This window comes from Micromonospora sp. NPDC000121 (assembly GCF_042899165.1).
Lineage (GTDB): Bacteria > Actinomycetota > Actinomycetes > Mycobacteriales > Micromonosporaceae > Micromonospora.
In genome coordinates this window covers 364,665-377,459 of record NZ_JBIAZP010000003.1, presented here as the reverse complement: position 1 = coordinate 377,459, position 12,795 = coordinate 364,665, and the positions used below count along the sequence as shown (strand labels likewise).

11 protein-coding genes are annotated in these 12,795 nt (G+C 74.3%); 7 read left to right on the top strand and 4 right to left on the bottom strand.

The features are described from left to right. Positions 1–3: 3 nt before the first annotated feature. The 6 genes from ACFY23_RS12230 (at position 4) to ACFY23_RS12205 (ending at position 7,637) form a co-directional block, all read left to right on the top strand. A complete protein-coding gene (locus tag ACFY23_RS12230; RefSeq protein ID WP_350679986.1) occupies positions 4–1,539 on the top strand; it encodes a sugar ABC transporter ATP-binding protein in 1,536 nt (511 codons plus the stop codon). Next, the gene (locus ACFY23_RS12225) at positions 1,536–2,495 is read left to right on the top strand and encodes an ABC transporter permease (RefSeq protein WP_350679988.1); all 960 of its coding nucleotides are present in this window, start codon (positions 1,536–1,538) and stop codon (positions 2,493–2,495) included. Before ACFY23_RS12230 ends, ACFY23_RS12225 begins: the two co-directional genes overlap by 4 nt. Further along, a complete protein-coding gene (locus ACFY23_RS12220; protein ID WP_350679990.1) occupies positions 2,492–3,511 on the top strand; it encodes an ABC transporter permease in 1,020 nt (339 codons plus the stop codon). Before ACFY23_RS12225 ends, ACFY23_RS12220 begins: the two co-directional genes overlap by 4 nt. After that, entirely contained in the window at positions 3,504–4,388 is an 885-nt protein-coding gene (gene lsrF / locus ACFY23_RS12215; RefSeq protein WP_350679992.1) for a 3-hydroxy-5-phosphonooxypentane-2,4-dione thiolase, read from the top strand. The genes ACFY23_RS12220 and lsrF overlap by 8 nt, the downstream gene beginning before the upstream one ends. Before the next feature lie 61 nt (positions 4,389–4,449). Then, complete coding sequence (locus ACFY23_RS12210; protein WP_350679994.1) at positions 4,450–6,111, top strand: glycerol-3-phosphate dehydrogenase/oxidase; 1,662 nt, start codon at positions 4,450–4,452, stop codon at positions 6,109–6,111. Further along, positions 6,108–7,637: an FGGY-family carbohydrate kinase gene (locus ACFY23_RS12205; protein ID WP_350679996.1), complete on the top strand. Its 1,530-nt coding sequence runs from the start codon at positions 6,108–6,110 to the stop codon at positions 7,635–7,637. Before ACFY23_RS12210 ends, ACFY23_RS12205 begins: the two co-directional genes overlap by 4 nt. 166 nt (positions 7,638–7,803) lie before the next feature. On the opposite strand, the gene ACFY23_RS12200 is transcribed toward ACFY23_RS12205, so the two are convergent. Next, positions 7,804–8,454: a response regulator transcription factor gene (locus ACFY23_RS12200; RefSeq protein ID WP_350819153.1), complete on the bottom strand. Its 651-nt coding sequence runs from the start codon at positions 8,452–8,454 to the stop codon at positions 7,804–7,806. Then, complete coding sequence (gene eccB / locus ACFY23_RS12195) at positions 8,451–9,893, bottom strand: type VII secretion protein EccB (RefSeq protein WP_350819152.1); 1,443 nt, start codon at positions 9,891–9,893, stop codon at positions 8,451–8,453. Before eccB ends, ACFY23_RS12200 begins: the two co-directional genes overlap by 4 nt. A 164-nt stretch (positions 9,894–10,057) precedes the next feature. On the opposite strand from eccB, the gene ACFY23_RS12190 reads away from it, so the two are divergent. Continuing rightward, complete coding sequence (locus ACFY23_RS12190; protein ID WP_350678810.1) at positions 10,058–11,098, top strand: type VII secretion protein EccE; 1,041 nt, start codon at positions 10,058–10,060, stop codon at positions 11,096–11,098. Here the strand turns inward: ACFY23_RS12190 and eccD are convergent. Both eccD and ACFY23_RS12180 read right to left on the bottom strand, forming a co-directional pair. Continuing rightward, entirely contained in the window at positions 11,095–12,435 is a 1,341-nt protein-coding gene (eccD, locus tag ACFY23_RS12185) for a type VII secretion integral membrane protein EccD (protein WP_350819184.1), read from the bottom strand. The two genes, ACFY23_RS12190 and eccD, sit on opposite strands and share 4 nt — an antisense overlap. Positions 12,436–12,464: 29 nt before the next feature. Continuing rightward, positions 12,465–12,767, bottom strand: a complete 303-nt coding sequence (locus tag ACFY23_RS12180) for a YbaB/EbfC family nucleoid-associated protein (protein ID WP_350678814.1) — start codon at positions 12,765–12,767, stop codon at positions 12,465–12,467. Between the last annotated feature and the right edge of the window lie 28 nt (positions 12,768–12,795).

Genomic DNA, 12,795 nt, shown 5'->3' with positions numbered 1-12,795 from the left:
ATCATGCACGTCGACAACCTGCCGGTGGGGTCGCACGCGGCCCCGCCGCAGGGCGACCGGAAGCCGACCACGGCGCCCCCGGTCGTCACCGCACGGCGGGTGACCAGGACGTACGGGCGCACCCGAGCCCTCACTGGCGTGGACCTCGACGTCCGCGCCGGTGAGGTGCTCGGCCTCGTCGGTCACAACGGCGCCGGCAAGAGCACGCTGATGCGCGTCCTCGCCGGCCTCGAAGCGTGCGACGAGGGCACGGTCACCGTGGGTGGGCAGGAGGCGCCGCGCGAAGTCACGCCGGGCTCCGAGCCGTTCCGTGCCGTCCGGATGGCCTACCAGGAAACGTCGCTCTGCCCCGACCTCACCGTCGCGGAGAACATCTGGGTCTCCTCCCGGCACTGCCTGCCCCGCCTGCGCTGGCGGCGGGCGGCCAGCACCGCGGTCGCCCGCCGGCTGGACGAGATGTTCCCGGGGCACGGGGTGTCGCCGCGGGACCGGGTCGAGGACCTGTCGCTGGCCCAGCGGCAGATGGTGGAGATCGCCCGGGCGAGCCTCGTAGACCGGCTCGACCTGCTGATCCTGGACGAGCCCACCGAGTCGCTCGGCCCGGACGCCGCGCGGTCGCTCTACGCGTACGTCCGCCGGATCACCGCCCAGGGCACGGCCGTCCTGCTCATCTCGCACCGCATCCGTGAGGTGCTCTCCGTGGCCGACCGCGTCGCGGTGATGCGCGACGGCGCGGTCGTCGAGGAGCGCCCCGCGGCCGGCCTCAGCGAACAGGACGTGCTCACCCTGATGGGCGCGGAGGTGGCCGAGCCCGCCGCCGCGTCCGCCCCCGCTCGCGTGGCCGGCGAGCGGCCGGTCGTCGCCGAACTGCGCGGCGCCACCGGCCACGGCCTGCACGACGTGTCGATCACGGTGGGCCGGGGCGAGGTCGTCGGGCTGGCCGGGCTCGCCGGCCAGGGTCAGCAGCAGGTGCTCGAACGGCTGTGGCGCCCCGTCCGGCGGGACACCACGGTCGAGGGCACCCGCGCCTACGTGCCCGGTGACCGGCAGCGCTCCGGCGTCCTGCCGCTGTGGTCCGTGGCGGAGAACCTCATCGTCACCGCCATGCGCGGCCTGGCCCGGTACGGCGTACGCCGCACCGGCGCGGAGGACGCCGCGGTCCGCGACTGGGTGGACCGGCTGGCCATCCGCGGTGGCGCCGACGCGGGCATGACCGAGCTCAGCGGCGGCAACCAGCAGAAGGTGATCGTGGCCCGGGCGTTCGCCTCCACGGCGGACCTGGTCCTGCTCGACGACCCGTTCCGCGGGGTCGACGTGCACACCAAGACCGACCTCTACACGCTCATCCGGCAGGAGGCGGCGGACGGCCGCAGCGTGGTCTGGTACTCGAGCGAGAACGCCGAGATGGCGCACTGCGACCGGGTCTACGTGCTGCGGGCCGGCCGGGTCGTCGCCGAGCTGACCGGCGCGGAAATCTCCGAGGAACGGATCATCGCCGTCTCCTTCGCCGAATCCGAGTCCACGGGAGCACAGCGATGACGAACCTCGTCGCGACGGCGATGCCGTCGCGGGCCCTGCTGCGCCGCACCGGACCCGCCATGGTCAGCGCGGTCGCCATGGTGGCCATGATCGCGGTCTGCGCGTCGCTGCAGTCCGACGTGCTGACCGTCCCCGGTCTCACCCTCGTGCTCTCGGCCGCCGTGCCCCTGGTCATCGCGGCCCAGGCCCAGATGGTGCTCATGTCCGTGGGCGACATCGACCTCGGCATCGGCAACTTCGTCGGCCTGGTCACCGTCATCACCGCCACGAAGCTGGTCGACTCCCCCGGCACCGGCGCGCTGATGCTGCTCGGCCTCGTGGCGGCGTACGCGGTGCTCGGCGCACTGATCCACCTGCGCCGGGTGCCGTCGCTGATCGCCACCCTCGGCGCCTCGTTCGTCTGGCTGGGTCTGGGACTGTTCGTCCTGCCCACGCCGGGCGGCAGCACCCCGGAGTGGCTGGCGACCTTCGGCTCCTGGCAGCCCGGCGGTTTCCCCGCCCCGCTGCTGCCGATCCTCGTCGTCGCGGCGCTGGTCTGGCTGCTGTCGTCCCGCAGCTCCGTCGGGGTGCGGGTCCGCGCGCTGGGCAGCAACCCGGTCGCGCTGCAACGGGCCGGCCTGCGACCGCTGACCGCACGGGTCGTCGCGTACGCCGTGGCGGGGGCGCTCGGCGTGCTCTCCGGACTGCTGCTCGCCTCGCAGACCGGCGGCGGCGACGTCTCGTCCGCCACCAGCTACACGCTGATCACGGTCGCCGCGGTGATCCTCGGCGGCGGCTCCTTCGCCGGCGGCACCGCCGTGCCGTGGGGCGTCGCCATCGGCGGCATCACCCTCGGCCTGGTCAGTGTCGTCCTCAGCCTCCTCGACGTGCCGTCGAACATGCAGTCGGCCGTGCAGGGCGTGATCGTGCTGGCCGTGCTCGCCGGCCGCGTCGTGGTCGGAAAGGTGCTCCGATGACCCTCCGTACGCTCGCCCGCCCCTGGATCTGGGGCTTCGTCGCCGCCACGCTGGTCTGGGTCACCATCCTGGCCATCTCCAGTCAGGGCGGTGGGCAGACCGTCTCGCTCGCGCTGTCCCTGGCCCCGTACCTGGTCATCGTCGGCCTGGGCCAGATGCTGGTGATCACCGCCGGGCCCGGCAACATCGACGTGTCGGTGGCGCCCATCATCTCCCTCGCCGGCTTCGTCGCGGTCCAGGTGACCGCGTCGACCGGTTCGGTGCCGGTCGGCATCCTGGCCGGCATCGGAACCGGGCTGGCCGTCGCGGTGATCAGCGTGGTGGCGATCCTCGGGCTGTCCGTCCCGCCGATCATCGCCACCCTGGCCGCCGGGCTGATCGCCTCGTCGCTGACGCTGTCGCTGGCCGACGGCTTCACCGCGGTGCCCGACGAAGGGCTGCGCAAGCTGCTCAACCTGCGCCCGGCCGGCGTACCCGTGCTCGCCGTCGCGGTGGCCGCGCTGACCGCGCTGGTCGTGGTCCTGCTCCGGCGCACGACGTACGGTCGCTCGCTGCTCGCCGTCGGGCAGAGCCGACCGGCCGCGGAACGGGCCGGCATCCCCGTGACCCGGATCATCGGCACCACCTACCTGGCCAGTGGCGCCCTCGCCGGACTGGCGGGCGCGCTGCTCGCCGCCTACATCGCGCCGTCGCCCGACCTGGGCACCCGCTACCTGCTCGACTCGGTCGCCGTCGTCGTCATCGGCGGCACGCTCATCTCGGGCGGCCGTGCCGTGCCGGTCGGCATCTGGGGCAGCGCGCTCTTCTTCATCCTGCTCGACGGTCTCGTCAACCTCGTGGGCTGGAGCACGGCCGCGCAGAACCTGCTCAAGGGCGGCCTCGTGCTGTTCGTCCTCTTCCTCGCCGGTGGCGGAGCGCTCCGCAACGCCGGCGGGACCACCCGAACCCGTCGACGGCTGCAACCCGCGGCCGCGACCACCGCTGGAACTAGCACAGGAGAGAACACCAATGGCTGACACCGACGGTCTGCTCGACGCCCGCGACTTCGGCGGGGCCGCCTCCACCGCCACCGGCTTCCACGTCAAGGGAGCCCACGCCCAGGACTGGGGCCTGCAGAACCGGCTGTCCCGGATCTTCCGACCCGACAACGGCCGTACGGTGATGCTGGCCTTCGACCACGGCTACTTCCTCGGGCCGATGGCCGGCCTGGAGCGGCTCGACACCAACATCGCCCCGCTCGTGCCGGACGCCGACGCGATCATGATGACCCGCGGCGCCCTGCGCACCAGCATCCCGTCGCACAGCAACGCCGGCATCGTGCTGCGGGCCAGCGGCGGGCCCAGCGTGCTGCGGGACCTCTCGGACGAGCACATCGCCCTGGACATCGAGGACGCGGTCCGGCTCAACGCCGCGGCGCTGGCGATCCAGGTGTTCATCGGCGGCGAGCACGAGTCCCGGTCGGTGGCGAACCTCGCCGCCCTGGTGGACGCCGGGCAGCGGCACGGCATCGCGGTGCTGGGCGTGACCGCCGTGGGCAAGGACATGGTCCGCGACGCGCGCTACTTCCGCCTCGCCACCCGGATCAGCGCGGAGATGGGCGCCCACATCGTCAAGACGTACTACGTCAACGAGGGCTTCGAGACGGTGACCGCGGCCTGCCCGGTGCCGATCATCGTGGCCGGCGGCAAGAAGCTGCCCGAGCTCGACGCGCTGACCATGGCGTACCGGGCGATGCAGGAGGGCGCCGCGGGCGTCGACATGGGTCGCAACATCTTCCAGAGCGAGTACCCGGCCGCGATGCTGGCCGCGGTCCGCGCCGTGGTGCACGACGACGTCAAGCCCGAGGACGCCTACGAGCTCTTCCGGGAGCGGTCGGCCTCTTCCGCGTCCTGATCTTCGCCAGGGGTGCGGGTCTCCCACCCGGGCCCGCACCCCTCATCTCCGGGAGCTCCTCATGTCACACCCACAGACCGGCGCCGACGACATCGTCGACCTCGTGATCATCGGCGCCGGCATCAACGGCCTCGCCATCGCCCGAGACGCCGCGAGTCGGGGCCTCAGCGTCGTCGTGGTCGACCGGGGGGACGTCGGCGCCGGCACCACCGCCACCTCCAGCCGGCTCATCCACGGCGGCCTGAAGTACCTCGAGCGCTACGACTTCGCCCTGGTGCACGAATCGATCCGGGAACGGCACCTGCTGTTCCGCACCGCGCCGCACCTGGTCCACGACTACCCCATGCTCATTCCGTTCTACGCCGGAGACAGCCGGCCGGGACCCCTGATCCGCCTCGGCCTGGCCGCGTTCGACGTCCTGGCCGCGGGCCGCGGGCGCGGACGCAGCCGGGGCATGTCCACCCAGGCGATCGGCCGACGCTGGCCCCACCTCACCCGCAAGGGCCTGCGCGGCGGGGTGCTCTTCAACGACGCCCAGGTGCCGTGGGCCGAGCGCCTCTGCGTCGAGCTGCTGGTCGACGCCGAGCAGCTGGGCGCGCGGGTGCTGACCTACACCACGGTGACCGGTCTGCTCGTGACGGACGGGCGGGTGCACGGGGTCCGGACCCGGGACAACCAGTCGGGGCACGAGGGGGAGATCCGCGGCCGCCTCACGATCAACGCGGCCGGACCGTGGATCGACCGGATCCTCGACGGCCAGGTCGACAGCGGGCGCCTCAACGGCGGCACCAAGGGCAGCCACGTCATCATCGACCCGTTCCCGGGCGCCCCGGACACCTGCATCTTCTTCGAGGCCGCCGCGGACCAGCGACCGATCTTCATCTTCCCGTGGGAGGGTCGCTACGTCCTCGGCAGCACCGACCTCACGTACGACGGGGACCTGGACGAGGTCGTCGCCAGCGACGCCGAGATCGACTACCTGCTCACCGAGGCCAACCGGTTGTTCCCCCAGGCCGGTCTCACCCCGGACGACGTGCTGTACAGCGTCGCCGGAATCCGCCCGCTGCCGTACACGGCCGGCGTGTCGGACAACGCCAAGATCAGTCGTGGGCACACGGTGCTCAACCACGCGCCCGCGTACGAGGGGCTGCTCACGATCATCGGCGGCAAGCTGACCACCCACCGCGCCCTCGCCGAGGACGCCACCGACGCGGCACTGAAGGTGCTCGGCCGGCCGCGGCAACGGTGCACCACCCGTACCCGGCCGCTGCCCGGCGCCGACACCCCGGACTGGTACGCCTTCCGCGCGGACTTCGCGCGCTCGGCCACACCGTTCACCCCGGCGCAGTCCGCCCGGCTGCTGGACATCTACGGCGTCCGCGCCCGCCGGGTGCTCGAACTCGCGGTAGCCGACCCGGCACTGGCCGACGTCATCGACGAGCGGACCGGGGCGGTCGCCGCCGAGGTGGTCATGGCCTTCCGCGAGGAGCGGGCCGTGACCTTGGCTGACGTGCTGCTGCGCCGTACGCTGATCGGCCTCGGCCCGGACATGGCGGTGTCGACGGCCGTGACCTGCGCGGACGTCGCCGTACGGCATCTCGGCTGGGACACCGGACGGGCCGACGCCGAGGTGGCCGCCTACCGGGCGGAGCTGCGGCGCTTCCGCCCGCGCGGGCTGAACCTCGCGCCGGCGACCGGAACGAGCGACAGGAGGACGTCGTGACGATTCCCCACACCTGCTATCTCGGGGTCGACGTCGGCCTGACCGCCACCAAGGTGGCCGCCTTCGACGTCGTCGGCAACGAACTGGCCGTGGCGCACGCCCGCACCCCGCGCACCAGCGTCACCGCCCACCGTCACGACGTCGACATGACCGCCCTCGCCGACACGGTGCTGTCGCTGCTGGCGGAGGTCGGCGGCAAGCTGGCCGCCGAGGGGTACGCCCCGGCGGGCATCGGCGTGGCCGCACACGGCAACGGCATCTACCCGGTCGACGGGTCCCTGCGGCCGATCGGGCCGGCCATCGCCTCGTCGGACAGCCGGGCGCAGCACATCGTCCAGGCGATCCCGCCGGAGGGGGCCCGCCGGCTGGCCCGGGAGACCGGCTCGATCCCGTGGGCCGCCCAGCCCGCCGTCCTGCTGCGCTGGCTGCGGGACGCCGAACCAGCGACGTACGCCGCCACCCGGTGGGTGCTGTCCTGCAAAGACTGGGTCACCGCGCAGCTCACCGGCGTGGCCAGCGCCGACTACAGCGACGCCAGCGCGTTCGGCATGGTCGGGCTCGACACCCGCGCGTACACGCCCACGGCGCTCGAACTGGTCGGCCTGCCCGCCGCCGACCTGGACCGGTTCCCGCCGCTGCGCAGGTCCGACGAGGTGGTCGCCGGTCTGAGCGCGGCGGCCGCGGCCCGCACGGGACTGCCCGAGGGCCTGCCGGTCATCGCCGGGTGCATGGACTGCGTGGCCGCCACACTCGGCGCGGGGGGACGGGACCTCGGGGACGGGACGATCATCGTCGGCACCTGGGCGATCAACGGGGTGGTGGTGCCCGCGCGCACCCCCGCCCCGGAGGTCACGCTCAGCGCGTTCATGCCCGATCCGGCCACGATGCTGGCCATGGAGGTGGCCCCCACGTCGGCGGCCAACCTCGACTGGCTCGCCTGCGCCGGGGTGCCCCACCAGCAGACCGGCGGCGTCGCCGCGGCGGAGCTGCTGGAGGAGGCCGCCGCGGTGCCGCCGGGCGCCGACGGCCTGCTGTTCCTGCCCTTCGTCAACGGCTCGCCCGAGCATCCGTCCGCGTCCGGCACCTTCCTCGGCATCTCCAGCAACCACCGCCGGGGCCACCTCACCCGGGCGGTCATCGAGGGCGTCGCGCAGTACCACCGGGTGCAGCTCGACCGGGTGCTGGCCAGCGGCGCGGACGTCGGTGACCGGCCCTGGCGGCTGGCCGGTGGCGGCGCGCGGTCGACGGTGTGGGCCCAGATCTTCGCCGACGTGCTCGGCCGCCCGGTCCGGCGGCAGCTCACCAGCGAACTCGGTGCCCGCGGCGTCGCCTCCCTGCTGCCCGGCGCCCTCGGCCACGACGTCCCGCCGTGGACCGTCAACGACGAGGACGACCTGTGCGTGCACCCGGGGCCGAACCGCGCCGCCTACCGGGATCACGCCCAGGTGTTCGACCGCTGTCTCGCCGGCATGTCGTCGGTGTGGTCGGAGGTCGAGCGCTACCGCAGCGCCGACAGGAGTGCCTGACATCGGCAGGCGGGTGCCGTCCGGCGGACGTGGGAATCGTCCCGCCGGACGGTGAGATGGGTGAGCAGCCGCGGTGGATCATCGGACGGTCCGTGGGCCGAAGATCGCACCGCGGCTGCCGCCCGGCCGCCCACCCGCGACAGCAGCAGCCGCAGCGGCCCTGCCGTCAGCGGTCCTGTGCGGGTGCGGCGATGCCCTCCTCGATCGCCAGCCGGGTCAGCTCCGGCCGCCGACGACGCCCCGTCTTCTCCCGGATCCGGTCGAGGTGGGACCGGACGGTACGGACGCTGATCGCCAACGCCTCCGCGATGTCCTGGTCCCGCTCGCCGGCTGCCAGCAGCGACAGCACCTGACGTTCCCGGTCGGACAACGGCACCCGGTACAGCGGCTGCCGTCCCCGCGACGAGTCCAGCAGGATCGAGGCCAGGGTCGGCGACACGTAGGTGTTGCCGGCGGCGATCTCCCGTACGGCCCGGAGGATCTCGTCGGCGTCGGCGTCCTTGGTCAGGTAGCCGCGGGCCCCGGCGGCGATCGCCCCGAGCACGTCGGACTGGTCGCCGTGCGCGGACACCACCAGCACCCGGTGGCCCATCCCGGTGACCGCGACCACCGCCGCCGCGTCGCGCACCCCCGGCAGCCGCAGGTCGAGGATCGCCACTCCACCGCCGGGCTGCCGGTACGCCGCGAACTCCTCCACCGACTTGGCGGTAACCCTGACCTGGACATCCGGTGCGTCCCCGAGCGCCCGGACCAGCGCGGCCCGGTAGAGGGGGTGGTCCTCCACCACCGACACCTCGATCGTCGGCACGCCGGTCACCGGGGCTCCCCCGCGCCGGTGGCCGGGGTGGCGACGCCCGGCGGGGCCGGCCGTCGGGCGGCGGCCGGATCCAGCACCGGGCCGGCGGGGAACAGCGCCAACACGGTCGGCAGCACCGGCGTGGGCCGAACCGTCCCGTACCCGAGCGCCCTGAGCGCGTCCCCGTCCGGCACCGGATACCGCACGCCCTGGTCGGTGAGGAGGAAGACGGTGCCGAGGGCGGCCTGCGGTGTCGGTCGCTCGCGCACCACCGCGGCCCGGCCGGCCGGTACGAACACCGTGTCGGCTCGCGTGCCACCTCCGGCCGCCAGCGGCTGCGCGCCGGCCGGCACACCGGTGCCGGCACCCAGCCTGACCACCGCCCGATCGCCGTCCACCGTCGCACACAACGCGGCCCCTTCCTGGGGCACCTCGGCCGGCGGGGCGAGTCGGGCCGGGTAGTCGGCGGCCTTACCGGCCACCGGCCGCGACTGCGCCACGTCGGCCGGCGTCACCGGGATCTCGCGCGCCGCGCCGCCCGGGTAGGCCGCCCGGTTGGCCGGGTTGCCGAGCACCAGCGCCGCCTCGGTCTGCCCGATCGGCAGCAGCCCGTCCGCGTGGACCAGGTAGTAGCGGGGCTCGGCCCCGACGGTCGTGGCGGCGAGCACCTGACCGACCCGGGTGCTCCGGTCGCCGACCCGAGGTCCGGCCGCGCCCACCCCGGCCACCGTGATCAGTCGCAGGTCCGGGCCCGCGATCACCGCGTTCAGCCAGGCCGCGCTGACCGGCAGCGGGCGTACCGCGTCGTAGCCGAGGGCCACCGCCGTGGCCGAGTTGATGATCCGGTGCCGGCGCCCGGCCACCAACGCGTGCTCGGTGCCGTCCGGCCCGGCGACCAGCAACGCGGTCGCCGCGTCCACCTCGACGCCCACCGGCGGCACCCCGGCGAGCGCCGTGGTGACCGGCGCGGTGCCCGCCGGCCGACCGTCGGCCGTCTGCGCGCAGACGGTGAACGGCCCGGTCACCAGCCGATCCCGGCTCGGCAACGCCGGCGGCGCGCCGGGTATCCCGAGCGGGACGCCGCGCGGCGCACGCGCCAGCGACTTGCTCGACACCCGGCTGGTGGCGGTGCCGTCACCACCCGCGAGCAGCCGCGCGGAGGCGTAGTTGAGCATCGGGTGCAGCAACCCGTCGGCGCCCATCACGTACGCCGCTCCCGTGTCCTTGTCGATCACCACCTGGCCGGGCTTGCGCCAGTCGGTGTTCGCTCCGGGCCGCAGGAAGCCGTACACACCGAAGCCGGCGGTCACCAGCAGGGCGACCGCCGCGCCGAGCGCACACCCGATGACCAGACGGCGACTCGGCGACACCGGGTGGTTGGCGTCGCCGACCTGCAGCGCCGAAACGAGCCGGCGGCGAAGGAACTGGTACGCCTGCAGTTGGTCCCGCTGTGTCCACATCAGTTCGTCCCCGCCATGGTGCGGTGCACGCCCGGTGCACTAGAACTACGGATACAAGGTACGGATCGCCGACGAGATCGAGCCCAAGGAGCCGAGCCATGCCGCCAGCCGCACCGGCCACCGCACCGCCCCTCGATTCCGCACGGCACCGGGGTGCGCCCCCGATGCCCGTACCACCGGTGGGACCGCGCGCACTGCGCGGGCTCGGCGTCGGCCGGCTGGTGCTCTGGCAGGCCGCGGTCCTGGGTGCGGTCGCCGGCGGCGCGCCCTCCGGTGCGGTCGGCGGCACGCTCACCGGGGTGGCGGCGGGCGTGGTGCTCGCCACCGGGGTGCGCTGGCGCGGTCGGTGGCTGTCCGACTGGGTGGTGGTCCGGCACCGCTTCCGGCGCCGCGGCGGGCACGCCCTGCCGGCCCTGCCCGACCTGCGGACCCGGACCGACGCGGACCGGGTGGGTAACCGGATCGGGCTGGCCGGCGACGGCAGTTCGTGGAGCGCGCTGCTGCGCGTCGAACCCGGCAGTGACCTCGACGACCTGCTGCGCCGGCTGCTGTCCCGCTACGACGACCCCGATCTGCCGCTGGCCGGCGCGCAGCTCGTCGACTGGACCTCGCCCGGCACCGGCAACGCGGCGCGCTGGATCGCCGTCCGGCTCGACCCCGAGATGGCCACCCGGGCGGTACGGGCCCGCGGCGGCGGCCAGATCGGTGCGGTACGTGCCGCGGGCACCGCCGCGCTGCGGCTCGCCGCCGAGCTGCGGGCCGCCGGGCATCAGGTCACCGCGCTCGACGGCGGTCAGCTGCGCGACGCCTGGGCCGCCGTGCTCGGCGTCGATCCGCGACGGGCGGACGATCCGGGCACCGAGACCTGGCACTACTGGTCGCTGGGCATGCTGCACCAGGTCTGCTTCCGGCCACGCCGAGCCGCCCGGAGCCTGACCGAGGTGGCCACGCTGCTTGGCCGGCACGCCGTCGCACCGGCGCTGGTCAGTGCGGTGTCGGTACGGTGGGACCGGCAGCGGGGCGGCGGCACCCGCTGCGCGGCGCTGATCCGGCTCGGGGTGCCCGCCGGACCGTCCCGGGAGGCGGTCGCCGAGGCGGTCGGGAAGGCCACCGCCGGATTCGACCGGGACCTGGTCCCACTGGACGGGGCGCATGCCGAGGCGGCCTGGGCCACGCTGCCGCTGGCTGGCCTGCCAGTGGGTTAACCGCCCCATGCGCGTGCCGCGCCGTAGATGTCGAGCACCGCGCCCGCCACCGGCACCAGGCTGAGCAGCGCCAGGAACTCGACCACGTCGAGCAGCCGGCCCCAGTACGGCGACGGTGTCTTGGCGGCGGCGCGGACCGCGTACGTCCCGCAGACCACTCCGGTCACCAGGAGCAGCCCGGCGAGGAGCAACCGCGTTCCGGGCCCGCCGGCCAGGCTCGCCCGAGCCGTCAGGCCGAGCACCGACGCCGCACCGGCCAGCAACAGGGCGGCCCGCTGGCCGACGCCGACGTAGGCTCGGGCGCGGAGCAGCAGCCCCACGCCGGCCAGACCGGCCAGCGCCCACGCCCAGCGGCCACCGCTCCACAGGAGTATCCCGGCGCAACCGGCCACGATGACCGCCAAGCCGCAGAGCAGACCGGTCAGGATCCGTTCGGCGGCCTCGGTGTCCGCGACCACCTCGGGTCCGAGCGTGGGCCGCTCGTCCCCGCGGAACGCCTCCATGTCGGTCGGCACACCAGGCAGCGGCAGCCGGCCGAGCCGAAGCGCGAGCATCGGCAGCGCCGGACTGGCCACCACGGCCACGCAACAGGTGACCGCCGCGACCGAGGCGGGCGGGGAGGCGGTGAGCAGGTCGGCGAGCGCGCCGAGACTACCCACCGCGGCAGCCACCGCGGCGGCGGCGAACCGCTGCTCCGCCACCACCACCGCGGCCACCGCCGTGTAGAGAGTGGCCGCCGCGCCGGCCAGCGCCAGCCGGCTCGCGGTCAGCTCCATCGCCGCGCCCGGACCACCGATCGCCGCCAGCCCGCCGATCATCGCCGCCGGTACGCCACCAGCGGCCACCGCCGCGCCTATGCCCCGCTCGCCGAACGCCCGCGACAGCGCTCCGCTGGCAAGCAGCAGCACCAGGGCCAGGATGCCGCCCAGCAGCGCGACGGTCGACGCGGCGAGCCCGCTGAAGCCGATCGCGACGGCGACCGCGGTGAAGGCCAGCGCGGCGACCGCGCCGCCGACCTTCCGGGACGCCGCTGCCCGCCACACTCCGGGCCGGTCCGCGGCGGCGCTCGCGATGGCGTCCACCACGTCGTCGAAGAGCATCGGGGTGGCCCGTCGGTCGACCGTGCCCAGGTAGAGCACCTCGCCGTCGCGCACCCCGGCGCCGCTGACGGTGACCGCGCCGTCCAACGGTGGCCCGCCGAAGCGACGCAGTTCCCAGCCGACCCCGCCGGCCCGGTCGGCGTTGGTGGCCAGCAGCCGGACCAGTTGCGGAAGCAGCTCCGCCACCGTGCTCTGGATCGGCAACGACACGTCGAGACGGGCGTGGGGGGCTACCACGGTGACCCGTCGAGGGGCGACCGCAGTGGTCACTGCTGCGCCTCGCCGAGCAGCGGGGCGTACCTCGCCTCGTTGGCCGCCGCCAGCTTGGCCAGGCCGTCGTTCACCGCCTCCAGCACGAGTTGGCCGAGGGTGTGCGCGTCGTAGCGACGCAGCACCTGCGGGTCGATGGTCACCTCGGTGAACCGGCCGTCGCCCTTGAGCTTCACGGTGACGTCACCGTTGCCGGCGTAGGCGGTCAGCTCCATGCTCGCCACCGAGCGCTGGATCTCCTCGATCCGCTGTTGCTGCTCACGTACCTGGGCGAGCAGATCCTCGATCGCCGGTTCCATCTTCGTCTTCCCTCCGGTGTCACCGCTA